The sequence below is a fragment of the Bacillus cereus group sp. RP37 genome (assembly GCF_040459695.1).
Taxonomy (GTDB): domain Bacteria; phylum Bacillota; class Bacilli; order Bacillales; family Bacillaceae_G; genus Bacillus_A.
In genome coordinates, this window is record NZ_JARVHP010000001.1 from 4,253,671 (window position 1) to 4,271,428 (window position 17,758).

Here is a 17,758-nt window from a genome sequence, read left to right on the forward strand (position 1 = left end):
TCATTTACTCCCCACTACGTCTGAAAAGCTTTTTTCCTGCTCTACATATATAGCTGGCATTTCTTTACTCCAATATTTGCGGTTAACAAATAAGAAGATGAGTACTAAGTTTAATCCTGTTATAAAAATAATAAGTCCTGGGAAAAAGGTCGTATAATTTGAGAAATCTGCAAAACTCATTATTTCTTCTTTATTTATTAAATAAGAAGCGCCGATTACAAATGCATTGTTTAACATGTGAATAGCAATTGGCATAAGTAAACTATTCGTACGAATATATACGATTGATAGTACAACGCTAAATACTACTGCGCCTAGGAAATCAACATGTAACAACGCAAACAACATCGCTACTACAATAATCGCTATACTCGTTCCCCATTTTGCTGCAAAGCGTTGCAGTAAAAATCCACGAAAAACAAATTCACCAATAATTGGCGCAATGAATACGACCATAATAAATTGATATACATATCCCCCTGTACTATCTATAATCGGTTCACGTAATGCGTTCATAATAAATTCCGGTGTAATCCACGCAAAGCTATACATGTACAAAATAAGATACCCGTAACTAAACACGCATAACATAATCGTAATGTATAAAACTTGCACCAGGTTAAATGTTTCATTTTTATTAACAAATAATGAAAATGAAACACGGTGTTTTCTATATTCATAAAAAATCCATATAATCGGAAGGATGTAGAATATAAGAATATTTATAAAAGTAGAATTTTGCATATGAAATGTATTTTCTATCAATTCATTACTGACTCTTGCAACTAAAGTTAATAGTGCAAATACAATTAAAAAATATCTAGCTCGCATCGTTTGAAACGGATTCACACTCATCTCCTCCCCTATGTTCTTTTATCATATCATTTGATTCTTAATTTTTTGCGAAAGAAAACCTTAAAATTTCCTTAAAAATTCCATAAATTATAGAAAGATGATATGATATTCGAGGAAATTAGGAGGGATTTTTTATGTACCAAGCAAATATTTTGCTCGTTGATGATGAAACAGCAATTTTACAATTACTAACTACCATTCTTGAAAAAGAAGGTTTTTCTCATATTACAACTGCAACATCAGCTGAAATAGCATTATCTCTCACTGAGCAAAACAATTACGATTTAATTATTTTAGATGTCATGCTTCCTGGACAATCTGGTTTTGATATTTGTCCGATTATTCGCCAAAAAACAGATTGCCCTATCTTCTTCCTCACAGCTAAAACATCTGATTTAGATAAAATATCTGGATTTTCACACGGTGCAGATGATTATATTACGAAGCCATTTCATCCACTTGAAGTAGTAGCTCGTATGAAAGCACAACTCCGAAGACATATAAAACAAGTAATGCCACATGAACAAAAAGTACACTCCAATTCATTTGGTAGATTTGAAATTGATCGATATTCCGCAGAACTTACAGTAAATGGACATGTTGTCGAATGTTCAGCCCAGCTATTTCAGCTACTACTCTTCTTTTGCGAGAATCCGAACTATGTATTTTCGAAAGAAGAAATATACGAAAAAGTTTGGGGAGCACCTGCCTATAATGGCGATGATAATACCGTTATGGTTCACATTCGAAAACTACGTGAAAAAATTGAACAAGATCCAAGCAAACCAGAATATATAAAAACCGTTCGTGGACTTGGCTACAAGTTCATTACAAAGTAGGGTGACGATATGAACTTTAATAAACGACTTATTATACAGTTTATCCTGCAGCACGTATTTGTTTTAGTTACGTTACTGATTGCTGTAGTAGCTGCTTTTACTTATTTATTTTTTCTTGTTACTAGTACTTCATATGAACCGAACATTCCAGATTCTGATAGTTTTATGATTTCAAGATATATATCTTCAGAAGATGGCGATATTTCGTTAAAAGCTGAAGTAAAAGACTTAATTAAAGAGAAAAATGATTGGATACAAGTTGTGGAGGAAAACGGAAAAGTTCTCTATCACTTTAATACACCAAGTGACGTACCAACATCTTATACGAAAATATCTTTATTCTCATATATACAGAACCAAATAGAAAGCCCTTATACATTTACATATTGGGAAATTGAATTAGAAGAAAAGAACGTACTTGTTATTTACGGTGGTATGTTAAAAAGCAATGCATTACTAAAAACAATTCAGAAAGGGCACCCTTCTGTATCTACTGATTCGTTCACATTAACAGAAGAAGAACAACAGTTACTTTCCAAAGAAGAAGCAACACTTCAAATTTTTAATAGTAACGGCGATGAAGTCTTCTCCTATCCAAATGGAAAGAAAAAAACGTTTTCCGTTATACAAGCCGCTCTTAGCGAAAAAGAACCGTGGAATCATAAGGAAAACACGTCTAGCTTTTATGACACAAATAGCAATCATCTTCTTGTTGTAACTGCAAAAAATGAGTACTACTACCCAGATGATGAAATAGACGATGTATTTACTAAAAAGTTTCTAATCGGATGCGGATTAATCCTTCTTATCGTATTTGTTTATTTAGTCATTCTTTCTATTTGGTACGGTAATAAATTTGGAAAACCGTTATTACATGCGATGCGCTGGCTTAAAAACATCGCTGGTGGAAAGTACGAAGAGCCTGTTAGTAAAAAAGGGAAACCTATCCGGTTCAGGCGGTCCGGTAAAGAAAAATGGTCATTCCGCTTGTTTCGAGATGTTACAAATTCACTAGAGCACCTCTCTATTACACTCAAAAAAAATGATGCAATAAGGCAAGTACTGCAGCAAACACGTGAAGAATGGATTACCGGTCTAACGCACGATTTAAAAACACCACTAAGCTCTATTTACGGCTACGCTTTATTACTAGAATCAAAGCAGTATAACTGGACCGATCAAGACATCCAGCAGTTCGGTAGCGTTATGAAGGAGAAATCTCAATATATGACGACATTAATTGATGATTTAAGCTTAACGTATCAATTAAAAAATAACAGTCTTCCTGCGCAGCACGTGAACATTGAAATGAATCAATTCGTCCAAAAAGTCTTATTACAATTTATTAATAATCCGACACTTCAAAATCAAAATATTGAATTCGTGCCGAGCTCAAACAAAATTCAATATTTTATTGAAGAAAAATGGTTCCAGCGTATTATCGAAAACTTACTAGTAAACGCTGTAAAACATAATAATGAAACGACAAATGTCAGCGTAAAACTTTCGCAAAACGCTACTTCATTTACACTCTCTATTTCAGATAACGGAAAAGGAATGGATGACAAAACGAAAGAACTTCTCTTTGAGCGCTATTACAGAGGAACAAATACAGAAGAAAGCAACATCGGAACTGGACTTGGCCTCGCTATTACAAAACAGCTCGTTCATGCTCATAACGGAACGATTTCTATTGATAGCGAACTTGGAAAAGGAACGACGATTACACTTGTGTTCCCGTTTCATTCGTAGGAAAGGCGCTATGTGGCGCCTTTTCTTTTTTGGGTGAATGGAATCTATTTTCTCGGTAGTTCGGTGGTAAATGAAATTGTATCGATTTACCGACAATGCCAGTCTTCCTCCCCTACTATACAAAGTAAAAGTAACAATAAAACTATTAACAAATACATTTCTAAACTGTTAATTGCTTATTACTAACTCCGAACTTTTCTCATCTGGAAACTTCAATCCTATTAACGTCCAAATAGCCCCTTCTTCTAATTCTCTTTCTATAACCCAGTTTTGCTTCATTCCCATTTCTGTATAAAAAGAAACTGATTTTTCTATATCCTTCGTATGTATAGATACACATTCTAATTTTTTGAACATTGTCCCATTTCCCCCTTTATAAAAAAGCGAACCATTTCTCAATGACTCGCTCTCAATCTATTATTTTTTCTTCACCGGTATCCAAAGCTCTACTTGAGCGAACTCACTCTTATCTTCATGGCAACGCTCATCGTATAGTTCAAACTCTGTAACGCCGCAATGTTCATATCCTGAATGCGGGAACCATTCTGAGAATACGGCGTTCCACGTTTGGTGAATAGACGATACCATTTCTTCATGAGGAACTTTCGGCGTTGTAAATACTGCATATGTTGCTGCTGGGAAAGTACGCTTCGCAACTTCATTTGGTACATTTTCGAAGTCTGTAACTTCCATTCCAATAATATACGTGAAGTCCCCTGTTTCTAAATTAAAATCAGTACATAATCCAAGCTCTACCCATTGACTCGTATCTTTACGATTCGGAATTGTCGTTCCAAGATCTTTTTGTAAATATTCTTGCCAAAATACTGGGATGTCTTGATGGTTTTTCCCTTCCTTACTTGTCGTCTTCAGTTCATAACCTGCCACTAAAAATTCTGGTTTATTTACAATACGATATTCCATTTGTATGCCTCCTAAATACGGATTTAATTTTCTTTGCTTTACATTCACACTGTAATACATCGGTGTTTCAATTTCTTGTTTTCGATATTCACTTGGTGTCATTTGAAATAATTTTTTAAAGGCTCTCGTGAACGTTTCGTGAGATTGAAAGCCATGCTCAAATGCGATATCAATAACTTTTTCATCCGTATGAGAAAGTTGATAAGCTGCCCGGGCTAACCTCCTCTTTCGAACATACTCCATTACCGTATCACCTACTAACGCCTGGAATACACGATGAAAATGCGACTCAGAAAAACCTGCAATGCGAGCTAAATTACGCAGCGTCTGTTTTTCCATTACATCTTCCTCAATATAATCAATGGACCTTTGAATTTGTGTTTCATAGCTTTCCATCTCTGTTCACCCGCCTTATATGTATTATGATAAAAGAGAACGCAATCCAATTCTTGACGTTTTTTACTATAATTCCATAAAACATTGTAACTTTTTTATATGTATTTCGTTGTTATGTATGAAGGGAGGGAAATGTAGTGAAACGCAAACAATCATTAGAAGAAATTTACTCAGAGCATACGCAAGATTTATTTCGCTATCTTCTCTCCCTAACCGGAGATTCCCACTGTGCGGAAGATCTCATGCAAGAAACATTTTACCGCATGCTCGTCCATATTGACTATTATAAAGGAGAAGAAATTAGGCCGTGGTTATTTACAATTGCCTACAACGCCTTTATCGATTGGTATCGTAAAGAAAAGAAATATAAAACAACAAAGCTTGCAGAATTCCATTTACCAAACGTGCCTAGTACAGAACATGAATATTTCGTAAAACATGAGATTGCTAGTTGGTTAGACAGTTTATCTTCTCTTCCGCTCCAAAGACGAAATGTCCTGTTACTACGAGATTACTACGGATTCTCGTATAAGGAAATAGCCGAAATGACCGGTCTCTCATTAGCGAAAGTGAAAATTGAATTACACCGAGGACGAAAAGAAACGAAAAGCATAAAGGAGTGATACGGATGGGTTGTACAGCATTAAAAAAACTATGGGAGAAGTACGAAAACGGAATGCTCACGCATGATGAACAAAAGCGATTAGAAAGTCATATTGAGACATGTGAAGAGTGTGAAGCTTACTTAGATGAGTTGCTTTCGAAGAGTGAACCACTAAAGAAAAGACTACCACCAAAAAATCTAAAAGTCCCGTTTTGGAAAATAAAGTGGAAACAGCGTTGGCAAACTGTTAGTTTTGTCCTTGCGGTTTGTATAGCAATCTATTTTGTCGGTCATTTTTCGTCTTCTCTTTACTTCTATAATATGAAAAAGTTAGTCGAAGTAGATGAGATTCCAGCACTCGCACTAGAAGCAACAATTCCAAATAGTCGTTCCACTGTAGGCAGTGCAAAAATTAAACCCTTTTTCCGTACAGAAAATGAAATGAATTTAGTTAAAACGGTCGGCAAAAAAGAAATTCCAATCGGTACAGTAACAACGCGTAGTTTCTTATCATCTGTAACTGCCACAAATCAATCTTGGAAAAATAAACCCTATTCAAAAAAACTTTCCTTTGTTCATCCAAAAATCAAGGAAGATGCTTCTTTGAAAGAATCATCTAAAAAAGTTTGGGATACACTTGCAAAAGTACATGACGGAACCGTTGCTGAAGTAGCGATATCTTTCGACAAACCTTACACTTTACAAGAATTAGAATCCCTTTTATATAGCGTATTTGAAGCGCAAGAAATGCCACCAACTCCTGTATGGTACGCTTTAGACACAGGACAAGAGAGAATAGATGAGAAAGATTTCATCCTACATGGCGGAGAGGTTATCGGGTTTTCAGAACATATAAATCTCCCTGATAATGAAGAAATGCGACCAAAGACAAAAGAATATGAAGTAATCGAAATGATGCGTATTCTTTCTACACATAAAGAAACTGTAAGTAAAACTACTCGGACTCCTGAAAAAGAGCTGAACTTAGATAAGCGTTATGAGTATGTAAAAGATAACGGTGTAAAAGTATACGGCATTGTCATTACTGGCCCGTCAAAAGAGTTATTAAAATTACAAAACTCACCGCACGTTCGTTATGCGACTCTTGGAGATATTGAGGTTTGGAATTGGTTTGATCAGTAATATAAAAAAAGGAGAGCATCTAGGGGTGATGCTCTACCTTTTTAATCCGAAATCACTTTCACATACATCCCTCTCACCGCTTTTTCATAAGCGATCTCACTCATCCGTCTTATTTCTTCCGACACAACAGACGATCGAACAACTTCACCTTCCCGAAGTAATGGAGGATCAATGAGACGGACTTTATTTTTCTGATACAAATCATAGTCGTTTCTATCTTCTTTTACTTTTACATTCGGATGAACTTTGCTTAATAAACTATGTACTTCTGGATTGCTACATTGCTGCAATTTCGAAATTAGCTCATCATCTTCAAGAAGAAAATCATCTGCATGAATAACCTCTTTATGAAAAGCTAGCTTTAACGTCTTAGCTAACATATCATTTCCGTAAATATTCATTGGTTTCATAAAGAAATCGATTACTTCTTTATAGTACGTTTCTGTAAACCACTCTGCCATTTCGATACTTTGAAGGACCATTTTCCCCTCTACTGCAATGATATCCTCTAAAAATCTATGAACTTCTTCTAACGAAATATATCCGTATGTATACATATCTCGTAACGTATAATCCACACGATCTGCGCATAATTCGGGCGCTGACCTTTCCAGTAACGTCCACTTCGAATCATCTAATAAAATATCTTCATAGTTATAACCATACTTTGAAAGAATCGCTGGAATTTCTGAGTTTTTCACAACAGAACTAAATATCTCTTCATGATAACTTTCATTTCTATTCTCAAAAACGTAATCAATCACATGAGAAAAAGCAGTATGCGATACGTCGTGCAGTAAACCAGCAATTTGCTCTTCTACTGAACCACCTAGTTTTTTAACTAACAACATAACACCAACTGAATGATCAAAGCGTGTTACATTCCATTTCTCATTTATTAAGTAGCTTGCGCCATTTTGATGAGTACCTTTCAGCCTTTGCACAGACTTACTTACAATTAATTCTTCTACTACTGGATCCACTTCAAATTCTCCGTATAGTACATCTGATATAATCACTTATAATCCCCCTTTATTTCAGCCGCGTTTTATAATCGTACCTCTTTTATGAAATCGACATCAACACAAATTGTAAATCTGAATATTTTTATATCAATTATTAATGTTGTATATTATACATGTCTGTTATTTGTTTTAATTCATTTGTTTTTATTGAATGCTCCTTATGTGGAGCCTTTTTTTATTTATAAAAATAGAGAGCCATTAGCTCTCTATTACATACACTTATTCAAACGTAACCTCCACCTGTACAATCTCCGACCTACTTCCGAGTCTAAGTGGTGGTCCCCAGAATCCGAAACCAGAAGAAACAATCGCGTGGAATGCACCTTTTTGTGCGTATCCCCAGTCTAGTTCGTACATTCTTCTCGTTACAATATGATTCGGTGCCATTTGTCCGCGGTGCGTGTGACCGGATAATAATAAATCGACGCCAGCATCCGCTGCTTGTTTCAATTCAAACGGCTGGTGATCCATCGCGATAACTGGCATCGTTTTATCTACCGTACTCATTAGATTTTCAAAACTTTGGCGATCTCGCTCTGTTTTATCTCTTCTTCCAACGATATAAAAATCATCTTCAATGGTGATCACTTCATCTAAAAGAATACGAATATCAATCTTATCCATCTCCTGCAAGAATTCAGGAACTGCTCTTCCGTAATATTCGTGGTTTCCTAACACACCATATACGCCTAATGGAGCCTTCATTTGTTTCATAATTGGTCCCATATTCTTTTGAATGAATACACCTGGATGATCATCGATAATATCACCTGGCAGTAAAATAATATCAGGCTCCATCTCATTTACATGACGGACAAGTCTTTTTAAATGTGCAACGCCAGATAATTTACCGAAATGCATATCAGAAGCCATCGCAATGCGTAAGCTTTTACGTCCCTCTACTTTTTTCGGGATGTGCACCTCGTACTTTCTTACTACTGGGCTATATGCGTTGAATACCCCATATGCAAAAATAAAGATGAACGCAAGTAACACTGCCGTTCCTGTCCAAATAATTGCCGTCTCTTTCTCCATTGAAAACTGTAGAAGGAAAACTGTAATATCAGCAAGTGGCAACAACATAATCGCATATTGTATGACCGCAAACCAAATTGAACCGACCGTTCGTAGAAATGGCAAAAACTTAAACACTTGCACAAGAATGTACGCATATGAAATAAAACCGACTACGAAAGCGTAATATCCCCAAGATTCCCAGCCGAACACCGCATGAAGCCAAACCCATCCGTTCCAGCCAATGTAAAACATGAGTAGTGTGTATACAATTAAAATAGTAAATATATTGAGATACCGAAAATTTTTCACTGATAGCCTCCTTATTGATTTCTTCTATTATATCTTGTTATGCACGTTTAACGTAAATATTAAGCACAGCAACCTTCACAATAAAAACCTCTAACTGCTAGATGCAAACCTAACAATTAGAGGTGCCATTCAAAACAAAATTACTTTTACAGATTTTCGTTATAGAAACTTGTTAATTTTTCAACTGCAATTGTAACTGGTTCTGGTTGGTCGTATAAATCGTAATGACTCGCACCTTCCACAACAAGTAAATCTTTTTTCTCCGAAGCTGCTTTCTCATACAGCTCATGACCATCTTTATAAGAACCGAATGCACCTTGCTTATTGCCGACAATAATTTGTAACGGTTGTGTTAATAATGTATCTGCTAAATGGAACGCATCAAAACCAATTACCGACCCCATGCTCGTAAAGTTTAACTTATTTGGAGAGTTAACACTTCGCCCTCGCGGTGTTGTATAATACTCAACTGCTTCTACAATATCTATATCCGTCATACCTGCTGCCTTTAATTCCTCTTGATTTTTAGGAATCCAGTTTGTAATCATCGCCTCTGCTCCGCGTGCTTCAGCGGTACGTTGTTTACCGATAGCCTCTAAACCCCCGATTGGATCAGCTTCACGATTTAATCGGCCGATATTTGCACCAACAACTGTGCCAACTGCTTTAATACGGCGCTCCGTCATTGCAGCACTTACCGCATATCCTCCGCCCGCACAAACACCTAACACACCGATACGTTCTTCATCTACATAAGGAAGAGTAGTTACATAATCTACCGCTGAGCGAATATCTTCGACGCGCGCAGCTGGTTCTTCCATATATCTCGGTGCCCCTTCACTTTCACCTTGATACGATGCATCAAACGCAAGCGTTACATAACCTTGTTCTGCTAATTTCTCCGCATATAATCCTGCTGTTTGATCTTTACAGCTACTACCTGGATGCACACAAACAATCGCTGCATTTTGTTTCTTTTCCTCAGCACCTACAGGAATATTTAAAATGCCTGCAACTCTTAATCCTCTTGCATAAAAATGAACATTTCTCTTCGTAACTGCCATATATAAAACCACCCTTACTTTATTTTTCATTTACACTTGTGAGAGTTAATACTCACGTGTATATTTATAATAAAGCGAGCAACCACTTGTTTCAATGACCACATTTACGCATTTGGGTGATAATACACACATAACGAAATATGTGTATCAATACCGGAGGAACATCATATGGAGAAAATCGATAGAAGAATTATAAAATCACAAAACGCCATTCAATCCGCATTTATCGAAATGTTAATTGAAGATGGCTTTGATGAAATTACAGTAAAAAACATTACAGAAAAAGCGAACATCGGAAGAAAAACTTTCTACCTACACTACCTAGATAAATACAATTTATTAGACAAAATTGTGGACGACCATTTAAATCAATTAAGAGAAATATGTGATATAAAGCAAACAAAAGGCTATATAGAAGGAACTATCATATGGTTTGAATACTTCAAAGAACATAAACCATTTTTTACATCGTTATTTAGAAGCAACAGCACATTATCATTTCAGAAAAAGTTCCTAACGTTCATCATGGGTGAACTAGAGAAAAAATTAAATACAAATACCTCATTAAATAAAAACATTGATACACACATCGTTTTAAAGTTTTTAGGAACCGCTGTCATGGGCATTTTGGAATCTTACGTGTTGGATGAGATTGATAATGATGTTGAGTACGTTGCGAAGCAGGTTGGGGAGTTGATGAGGAGGAATATATAACGGTTATGAAAAAGTGCACCCAGATTGTTGGGTGCATTTTTTACATTTTAACGCCTTTATTTTAATCCGTAATATTCCTCGATATCATCATCCAAATCATCCCATGCTACAGACATGATTGGATATGTTTCTTTTGATGGTACTTCTATATTTTTATGTACGAGGTGAATACGTTCTTTCGGATCAATCGTCTTCAAAAATACCTACTCCTGATACATACATTTTTGTACCTCAACTTGGTAGATTTATAATAAATTAAATGCCCCTTCACTAGGATAAACCTGTATATAATCTTCCTCATCATTCACATAAGCAATCTTCACACCATCTAACAACTGCTGGTTTTTCAATTCCTCTAGCGTTGTTTGCAGCGCTTTATCAACATCAATTACAAAAGTAAATATGTTAATTGTCACGCTACCAATATCTCCACCATCACAATGTCCATTTCCAGACCAGCCTAATGCTTCATCCATAACCTCTTGAACTTGATGGCGCTTTTCCAATGCTTCTTCCAACTGATCGTCTGCATACTCATATTGCAAAACAAATTCTATCAATTCTTCCTCATCGAGTTTCTTATACCCATCTGCTAACTGTTCATCTGCTAAGTCTTTCATTTCTTTTTCAACACGCTGAAATGGATAAAGTTCTATTTCATACATTTCACCTGTATCACCAACACAGCCACAATGTACAATTAAAGTTTTCTCATCTTCTCCCCATACTTCCCAGTACAACATTTTATCTTTTTCTTGCTTAATCAGTTTAATCATATAGTCGCCTCATTTTAAAATTTTCATTACTCATAAAAAGATCCAACTAGTAATACCATCGCTTAAAAATTCCATGAGGCATCTCTTCACCTTTATTTTGAAAAGCACCATCACAATCATTTAGCCATGCTTCCATCGATTCTAAGTAATCTGCTAACGTTATATTCTCCCAATCTCCTTGATTTTCTTTGAAATCTTTTTGAAGATAAAATAAGAATTCTACTAGTTTTTCTTTTGAATCTACACCATCAGCTAAATCGTAAATATCCATTTCGTTACTCCTTCTATCTAATACATTTAGCTTTCTTTCCATATCACTATCTCGACATTATACTCATTTTTTAAAAAAGAAAATGCACTTCTCATAGACTCATTTACTACAATAAGGCTAGAATGAATTAATCCTCTTTGAGCCTCATCATATCCAATGAAATGTAATACTTCTTTTGTATATAACATGAAATCTTCTAATTCTATTTGCACACCAAAGTCCCAATTTTATAACTATATCCTCCAGCATCAAGAATCGATCCGGTACTTGAAATGTTGTAGAATCAAGGATCAGAATACGTTCAACGGAAGCAGAAAGAGCAAGAGAGGTAGTAGCGATATAACCCTTCAGGAAAATAAAGACAACTTTTGATTTTGATGCATATTCGTAAAAAGCACGTTACTATTCTCATTAACATAAGAAAATAGTAACGTGCTTTCACCTTCAAGAATAGTCTCAATCCTTAAGTTATGGATATGTGATGGTACCTCTTATAGAAAAGGTTAGATATACCTCTGAATATACCTAATCCTTTCTTTGCTATTTGTCATCATAGAGTGTAAATGAATTAGCCGGGAGTTGTTGTGTAAAATTAGGAGTATTGAGTTGTTCTATTGGTTCTTGAGATGTTTGTTTCATGTGTCGTTTTTCAAATGCTAATTGTATCCTTTGTAGCATAATATGTGCTGTAATAATAGTCAGGATGAAAAATGTAATAGGAACCATTGGAATCCAAGGTTGAACAGAGAGGGAACGAAAATAGAGACCAATTAAACCTGACCATTCATTGCTAACTGACTCAGCTTCATTTCCGTAGAAAAGAATTGTACCACCAAAAAATAATTCTAAAATACCAAAATGAGAGAAAATGATTAAAGTTTGTACAAATTGTTGCATCATGACAATGATTAGAATAGGAAATATATTTGGAAATATGTGTTTTATAGCGAGATGAAATTTGCTTCCTCCTAATATTGTAGCAGCTTCTATAAATTCTTCGTTCAGTATCTCTTTTGTCTCTTTTGCAAAATAAAATATAAGAACGGGTAAAGCGAGAATGACTAAGACTATGATTTCAAAGGATGCTCGTTCAAAGAAAGAGGGAACTGGAGACCCGTTTTGAAAACGCAATACTGTATCAAGAATAAAGTAACCAATGAGGGTCATTGGAACAACTGTAAAACAATCAAAGAGAGCTTCAAGTGTCTTAAAACTTTTTCTTACATAAAAAGCGAAGAATAATCCAATTGCTAGCCCGATAAATGTTCGTAGAAATGCTATCAATAACGATATACCAATGGTCCATTTCGCTCCATCTACTACTCTATGTAATAAATCAAATCCCTTCATATCCGTACCTAACAGAAAAGTGAAAGAAGGGGGAAATGGTGCCGCTTGTACATTACCACTTTCATCATATAGAATAGATGTTTGGCGAACTTTCCCATCAAAGAATATGGAATTTCCAATGCTTACTATGATTAATAGAAGCAAAAAGGATATACAAATTATGAAATACTTATCTCTTTTTAAATGGGCCCACATGTTAAGATTCTCCTTTCAGTTCATCAGGTATGAAAATATTGAAAAGCTTAAAGACAATAAAGATAGGAATATAAATTAAAAACAATGTAACGCAAAATATTTCAGGTGCTGGTTCTAATTCGGTATTATACGTTTTTAAAAATGTGAAAATACCTTGAACATTGAGTAAGTATTCAATAATGTATAAATTAGATAACATATACCAAATATTTGTTTTTGAGAAGTAGAGAGTACTTAAAAAGACGTTTCTTAGAACGTGACGATTGAGAATATAAAACGTGTCAAATCCTTTGGCGCGTGCTAGCAAGGTATAATCTTTTTGTAATTCATTTTCAAAACGTAGCAATAGTAGTTTGTTAAACATAAGAATAGTTGGAAAACTTAAGCAAATAATTGGAAATAGTAAGATTGAGTTGTCTTTTGTACCAGCTATATTTGCGATTAAAAAGTTTGTCTGTTTATAAATCCAAACGACAAGTAATTGGAGACACAAAATAATAAAAATATCGGGAATTGCTTCTAATAGTAAAAAAAATGATTTTATTCTTTCTCTTTTTTTTACAGGGAGTAGCAACAAGGCATAAACAGTCATAAAAGAAACTAATACGGAAATAAAAAGAGCAGCTAAAAAGATAATAACCGTGTTTCCATATTGAATTAGAATTTGAGGAAATAGGGGTTTTGCAAATTTCGTGTAAGTTAATGGATCCCACCCTATTAATTTAGAGGTGACGTCCGTAAGTGTGTGCAGGTAATTGTTAAAGTCAATCTTCATTCCAATAAATAAGTGCGGTAATGTGCCGATAAATATAATGATAATAAACGATAAGAATAGGTGGAACGGTATCGTTAAATATGTTTGTGCAGAAATTTTTTTCATGTTAGCCTAACCTTTCCTATAAAGTGAAGCTACCACCAGTAGAGATTCTCTACTGGTGGTAGCCTAATGAACTAGTTTTTACAACAAATTCAGGAAAAAGAAACACTTCATATACTTGAATTGACAGGGGAAAAATTTTATTTATTAGCTTTTCATTAACTCTTCTTTGTTTATCTCCATATTTGTCTTAGCAGAATTTTTAAATTCGATTATATTTACTTGATTTTGGAATTTATTCAAGAAGTCTGTTACTAACCTAATTAACAAAAAGAAAATAATCATTTGGATAATCATGCAAGCCCAAAGTAAATAATCCGTCCAGTTCATATCTTTCACTCCTTTATTTGTTTTGTAAGATATAAAAAATGATTCATACTACGATAAATTGTGAATGTTGAGTTTAAAATTGCTATTAATAAAACTAAGAATGTTGATAAAAGTATAGAGAAGATTCCATTATGATTGAAAATTAGTGATATATCCTTTTCATATATAAGAAGAGATTGCAAGCTGAAAAAATCTGTTTCATTTTTAATAAGGAAAATAATTAATCCTACTAAAAAAATATTGCGAAACACTAAAGTCCAAGATAAGTTATGATCTCCTACAATTCCACCACATCCGCAAGAAATATTGGTTCTCTTCCTATATAAATTAACAATGATTCCTATTGTATACATAATTAATAAAAGTAAAAGTATAGCGCCTACCCAAAGCTGTAATAATCCTAGAATGAGTGAAATGGAACAAATTAACGCAAGGCTTACTTCCATCCTAGAAAAGAATTTTATGAATTTTTTGGGGAGGATTTTATATTCCCCTACAATGACAACGTGTTTGCTAAAATGTAATAGTTTACTAATAGAGGACGATAGAAAAAGAGTACCTATTAATATCCTTAAAATTAAGATAATTTCATTCATATTAAAACCTCATCAAGTTTATTTTGATATAGAGTTGCTTGGGTTGTGTATAATTCATAGTATTTCCCTTTTTTTAGGAAGAGCTCTTCATGAGTGCCGAACTCAACTAATTCACCATTGTCTAATACAACAATTTTATCTGCTAATTTAGCTGCAGACATTTTATGAGAAATCATAATTGTAGTTTTCTGGTTGGTCAGTAATTTAAATTTATCAAAAATTTCTCTTTCTGAAATAGGATCTAACGCAGCAGTTGGCTCATCTAGAATCATGATATTACCATTTTTAAATAACGATCGAGAGATTGCTAATTTTTGCCATTGACCTCCTGAGAGCTCTTCACCCTCTTGTAAAAATCTCCCTAATGGAGTGTTGTATGCATTCGGGAATAGTTGGATATCTTCATGGATTCCTGACTGCATAGCTACATTTTTTAGTTTTTCATCATTACTTATTTCGGAAACATTACCAAGAGCGATATTTTCTCTTATGGTTAAATGGTACTGAATAAAATCTTGAAACATTACTGTCGTGTGCTCTCTTAAAGAATGTAATTGAATTTTGTTAATAGGTATATTATCAAAATATATATTTCCAGATGTAAGTGGATATAGTCCAAGCAGGCATTTTATTAATGTAGTTTTTCCAGATCCATTATGACCGACTATTGCTATCTTTTCATTAGGTAATATAGAAAAAGATACATTTTGTAAAATTTTATTTTTATTATTAGGGTATGAAAAAGATACATTTTCAAAGCGTATGCCATATTGTAAAACACTAGGAAATGGTACTTGTTCATCGGTATTTATTTCATCCTCATCTAGTGAATCGATATAATGAAAATAGTCATATATATATAATACATCCTCATATAATTGAGCCAAATTAGCTGAAATGTTATGTAATGCATTTTGTGTATTATGTACTGCTTGTCCTATAGAAACGAAGTCACCAATTTTAACAGCAGATTTTTTAATGAGCCAAATAATAATTCCGGCCGAACCGCAATATGAAAGAGCTACTAGCAAATCTAAGAATATTTCCGCTTTACTTTTGGTTTTTAAGAAATTTAAAGAATAACTCATATTTTTATTATATTTTTTTTCCCATCTTTGTATGAAGTACGTATGTAGGTTAAAAATTCTAATTTCCTTAATCGTATCTTTTTGCATTAACAAGTTCTCTATATAATTTGTCTCCCTTAAGAGGGGAGTAGTTTTTTTTGTGAGTTCAAATCCTTGTTTACCAAGATATGATTTTATGAAAAGAGCTGGAAAAAAGGTAATACTAGCAACTACAGCTAAACTCCAATGAATAGAGAGTAAAAAAATAATTAAAGATGAAATGGTTATTAAAGATTGTGCAATTAAAAATAAATTGTTAATTGGTGATAGTAGACGTCTACCAGTATTTGATTTTATTCGATTGGTATAGTTATAAAAATCAGGATTATCAAAATATGAATACGGTGTTTTAAATGTCTTATAAGCAATTTCTTCAGTTAAAAATTTAGTGAGCTTAAAGCGCATATTTTCGTCAATATAATACTGTAATTGTTTAATGATAGTTTCAATTAATAATAGCAAAAATTGTAGTACAAGCAGAGTAATAGCTAATGTATAATTTTTATTTTCACTTGTAATGATGGTGGATACATTGTTAACAAGTTCTTTTGTAGTCCATATTGTAGCCACAGGTAACATCCCTAAAATAATCATGAATATGCTAGAAAAGCAAAACCAAATCTTATTGAGTTTCCAAATTAGTTTAATAGTTCTTAGTATGTAAGTAATGAACATATAAAAAACCCTCACTTTTTCTTCTTTTAGAGGACATTGTCAGATATTGGAGAAAACTTAGTAATAGTAGCTTCAGAATTGATACGTATAAATGTCGGGAAAACAAATATTTGTAATTGTTTTTTTTGAATCTCAGATAAAGGAAATATCGGAATCTTACAATGTGCTGGAATACTATTATTAAATTGATTGTATAAATCTGGGGTTTCGGAATATAAATATATTATTAGGTTATGTGATTTGTGCTTATTTTTATGAATAATTTCATTTAATTTTTCATGACATATTTTACATGATGCGGCCATTAACAAGATAATAGATTCATCATGGGTGGAGTAGGAATTTGGTAATTGTAATATATTACTAATATCTTTTTTTATTAAGGAGTTTGATTTTTTCTGAATAAATTTTGGTTTGGGTAATAGAGCGAGCGCTTTTTTCAACTTACTAATTTGTATAAGTAGAACTAATAGAAAAAGTAACCATATGAAAAATAGTAGAAGATATATAATCATATTAAACGCCTTTCTATCTTTAATTTAATAGGATTCAAAGCTAAAAATTTTATATTCTTAGCTTTGAATTTTACACTTTTAGCAACAACCAACAGCAACAAAACGTCCGTTACCATAATGACGAAGTAATGTGCGACGGCTTGTACCACAATAACTATCATAGTCACAGCCTTCTTCATAATATTGTGGACCAACAACCTCATTTTTTACCCCAAATAATTTTGCTAAAACATTACTCATACTAACAACCCATTTGTAAAGTATTGGTAATACATTACAAATTTTAACAATAAAAGACAGAATATTCAATATAAATAAAATTTTATCAAGTTTTTTAGTTTATAGCACATTAATTATAAAAAGAACCCATTTCACAATTATTTCTTTTCCTATTTGCCAGTTTT

General features: G+C 33.7%; 18 protein-coding genes and 3 pseudogenes. 5 read left to right on the top strand and 16 right to left on the bottom strand.

Going from position 1 to position 17,758, the window contains the following annotated elements; translation table 11 throughout:
- Positions 1-849, bottom strand: coding sequence for a CPBP family intramembrane glutamic endopeptidase (locus QCI44_RS22460; RefSeq protein ID WP_001067969.1), 849 nt, complete (start codon positions 847-849; stop codon positions 1-3).
- 140 nt (positions 850-989) lie between these two features.
- Between QCI44_RS22460 and QCI44_RS22465 the strand changes: the two genes are divergently transcribed.
- Entirely contained in the window at positions 990-1,694 is a 705-nt protein-coding gene (locus tag QCI44_RS22465) for a response regulator transcription factor (RefSeq protein WP_016133886.1), read from the top strand.
- 9 nt (positions 1,695-1,703) lie between these two features.
- Positions 1,704-3,446 carry a sensor histidine kinase gene (locus QCI44_RS22470; protein WP_098485922.1) on the top strand — a complete coding sequence of 581 codons (1,743 nt, stop codon included), beginning with the start codon at positions 1,704-1,706 and terminating at the stop codon, positions 3,444-3,446.
- A gap of 171 nt (positions 3,447-3,617) precedes the next feature.
- On the opposite strand, the pseudogene QCI44_RS22475 reads toward QCI44_RS22470, so the two are convergent.
- Both QCI44_RS22475 and QCI44_RS22480 read right to left on the bottom strand, forming a co-directional pair.
- Positions 3,618-3,803, bottom strand: a pseudogene (locus QCI44_RS22475) (VOC family protein); the annotation flags it as partial.
- Between the two features lie 60 nt (positions 3,804-3,863).
- Positions 3,864-4,766, bottom strand: coding sequence for an AraC family transcriptional regulator (locus tag QCI44_RS22480; protein WP_000446848.1), 903 nt, complete (start codon positions 4,764-4,766; stop codon positions 3,864-3,866).
- 137 nt (positions 4,767-4,903) lie between these two features.
- Between QCI44_RS22480 and QCI44_RS22485 the strand changes: the two genes are divergently transcribed.
- Together QCI44_RS22485 and QCI44_RS22490 are read left to right on the top strand one after the other, a co-directional pair.
- The gene (locus QCI44_RS22485; protein WP_098986638.1) at positions 4,904-5,389 is read left to right on the top strand and encodes an RNA polymerase sigma factor; all 486 of its coding nucleotides are present in this window, start codon (positions 4,904-4,906) and stop codon (positions 5,387-5,389) included.
- Positions 5,390-5,394: 5 nt separating this feature from the next.
- Positions 5,395-6,513, top strand: coding sequence for an anti-sigma factor (locus QCI44_RS22490; protein ID WP_353811443.1), 1,119 nt, complete (start codon positions 5,395-5,397; stop codon positions 6,511-6,513).
- 41 nt (positions 6,514-6,554) lie between these two features.
- Here the strand turns inward: QCI44_RS22490 and QCI44_RS22495 are convergent, their stop codons facing one another.
- From QCI44_RS22495 to QCI44_RS22505, 3 genes are all read right to left on the bottom strand, one after another.
- Positions 6,555-7,532, bottom strand: a complete 978-nt coding sequence (locus QCI44_RS22495; RefSeq protein ID WP_016133881.1) for an HD domain-containing protein — start codon at positions 7,530-7,532, stop codon at positions 6,555-6,557.
- A 225-nt stretch (positions 7,533-7,757) separates the two neighbouring features.
- Positions 7,758-8,864 (bottom strand): metallophosphoesterase, encoded by a 1,107-nt coding sequence (locus QCI44_RS22500; protein WP_353811444.1) that lies wholly within the window; start codon positions 8,862-8,864, stop codon positions 7,758-7,760.
- 146 nt (positions 8,865-9,010) lie between these two features.
- A complete protein-coding gene (locus QCI44_RS22505) occupies positions 9,011-9,928 on the bottom strand; it encodes an alpha/beta hydrolase (RefSeq protein ID WP_016088954.1) in 918 nt (305 codons plus the stop codon).
- Positions 9,929-10,096: 168 nt separating this feature from the next.
- Between QCI44_RS22505 and QCI44_RS22510 the strand changes: the two genes are divergently transcribed.
- A complete protein-coding gene (locus QCI44_RS22510) occupies positions 10,097-10,642 on the top strand; it encodes a TetR/AcrR family transcriptional regulator (RefSeq protein WP_016088955.1) in 546 nt (181 codons plus the stop codon).
- Between the two features lie 56 nt (positions 10,643-10,698).
- Here QCI44_RS22510 and QCI44_RS22515 read toward each other — a convergent pair whose 3' ends face one another.
- The 10 genes and pseudogenes from QCI44_RS22515 to QCI44_RS22560 form a co-directional block, all read right to left on the bottom strand.
- Complete coding sequence (locus tag QCI44_RS22515) at positions 10,699-10,839, bottom strand: hypothetical protein (RefSeq protein ID WP_016088956.1); 141 nt, start codon at positions 10,837-10,839, stop codon at positions 10,699-10,701.
- A 48-nt stretch (positions 10,840-10,887) separates the two neighbouring features.
- The gene (locus QCI44_RS22520; protein ID WP_016088957.1) at positions 10,888-11,418 is read right to left on the bottom strand and encodes a hypothetical protein; all 531 of its coding nucleotides are present in this window, start codon (positions 11,416-11,418) and stop codon (positions 10,888-10,890) included.
- Positions 11,419-11,444: 26 nt separating this feature from the next.
- Positions 11,445-11,689 (bottom strand): annotated as a pseudogene (locus tag QCI44_RS22525) (DUF7660 family protein).
- Positions 11,690-11,715: 26 nt separating this feature from the next.
- A pseudogene (locus QCI44_RS22530) lies at positions 11,716-11,916 on the bottom strand (hypothetical protein); the annotation flags it as partial.
- Between the two features lie 313 nt (positions 11,917-12,229).
- Complete coding sequence (locus QCI44_RS22535) at positions 12,230-13,234, bottom strand: ABC transporter permease (RefSeq protein ID WP_016088960.1); 1,005 nt, start codon at positions 13,232-13,234, stop codon at positions 12,230-12,232.
- Position 13,235: 1 nt separating this feature from the next.
- The gene (locus QCI44_RS22540; protein WP_016133875.1) at positions 13,236-14,114 is read right to left on the bottom strand and encodes an ABC transporter permease subunit; all 879 of its coding nucleotides are present in this window, start codon (positions 14,112-14,114) and stop codon (positions 13,236-13,238) included.
- A gap of 144 nt (positions 14,115-14,258) precedes the next feature.
- Positions 14,259-14,441, bottom strand: a complete 183-nt coding sequence (locus QCI44_RS22545) for a hypothetical protein (protein ID WP_001104600.1) — start codon at positions 14,439-14,441, stop codon at positions 14,259-14,261.
- A 5-nt stretch (positions 14,442-14,446) separates the two neighbouring features.
- On the bottom strand, positions 14,447-15,037 hold the full coding sequence (locus QCI44_RS22550) for a MauE/DoxX family redox-associated membrane protein (protein WP_016088962.1): 591 nt from the start codon (positions 15,035-15,037) through the stop codon (positions 14,447-14,449).
- Positions 15,034-16,839: an ABC transporter ATP-binding protein gene (locus QCI44_RS22555; RefSeq protein ID WP_353811445.1), complete on the bottom strand. Its 1,806-nt coding sequence runs from the start codon at positions 16,837-16,839 to the stop codon at positions 15,034-15,036. Before QCI44_RS22555 ends, QCI44_RS22550 begins: the two co-directional genes overlap by 4 nt.
- Before the next feature lie 593 nt (positions 16,840-17,432).
- Positions 17,433-17,594, bottom strand: a complete 162-nt coding sequence (locus QCI44_RS22560; RefSeq protein ID WP_000073170.1) for a hypothetical protein — start codon at positions 17,592-17,594, stop codon at positions 17,433-17,435.
- Positions 17,595-17,758: the final 164 nt, after the last annotated feature.

What these genes read in the sequence shown, in the direction of transcription:
- QCI44_RS22550 (WP_016088962.1), bottom strand. Translation starts at nt 15,037, where the DNA reads ATGAATGAAATTATCTTAATTTTAAGGATATTAATAGGTACTCTTTTT.
- QCI44_RS22490 (WP_353811443.1), top strand. Translation starts at nt 5,395, where the DNA reads ATGGGTTGTACAGCATTAAAAAAACTATGGGAGAAGTACGAAAACGGA.
- QCI44_RS22480 (WP_000446848.1), bottom strand. Translation starts at nt 4,766, where the DNA reads ATGGAAAGCTATGAAACACAAATTCAAAGGTCCATTGATTATATTGAG.
- QCI44_RS22520 (WP_016088957.1), bottom strand. Translation starts at nt 11,418, where the DNA reads ATGATTAAACTGATTAAGCAAGAAAAAGATAAAATGTTGTACTGGGAA.
- QCI44_RS22535 (WP_016088960.1), bottom strand. Translation starts at nt 13,234, where the DNA reads ATGTGGGCCCATTTAAAAAGAGATAAGTATTTCATAATTTGTATATCC.
- QCI44_RS22555 (WP_353811445.1), bottom strand. Translation starts at nt 16,839, where the DNA reads ATGTTCATTACTTACATACTAAGAACTATTAAACTAATTTGGAAACTC.
- QCI44_RS22470 (WP_098485922.1), top strand. Translation starts at nt 1,704, where the DNA reads ATGAACTTTAATAAACGACTTATTATACAGTTTATCCTGCAGCACGTA.
- QCI44_RS22560 (WP_000073170.1), bottom strand. Translation starts at nt 17,594, where the DNA reads ATGAGTAATGTTTTAGCAAAATTATTTGGGGTAAAAAATGAGGTTGTT.
- QCI44_RS22510 (WP_016088955.1), top strand. Translation starts at nt 10,097, where the DNA reads ATGGAGAAAATCGATAGAAGAATTATAAAATCACAAAACGCCATTCAA.
- QCI44_RS22545 (WP_001104600.1), bottom strand. Translation starts at nt 14,441, where the DNA reads ATGAACTGGACGGATTATTTACTTTGGGCTTGCATGATTATCCAAATG.
- QCI44_RS22540 (WP_016133875.1), bottom strand. Translation starts at nt 14,114, where the DNA reads ATGAAAAAAATTTCTGCACAAACATATTTAACGATACCGTTCCACCTA.
- QCI44_RS22505 (WP_016088954.1), bottom strand. Translation starts at nt 9,928, where the DNA reads ATGGCAGTTACGAAGAGAAATGTTCATTTTTATGCAAGAGGATTAAGA.
- QCI44_RS22465 (WP_016133886.1), top strand. Translation starts at nt 990, where the DNA reads ATGTACCAAGCAAATATTTTGCTCGTTGATGATGAAACAGCAATTTTA.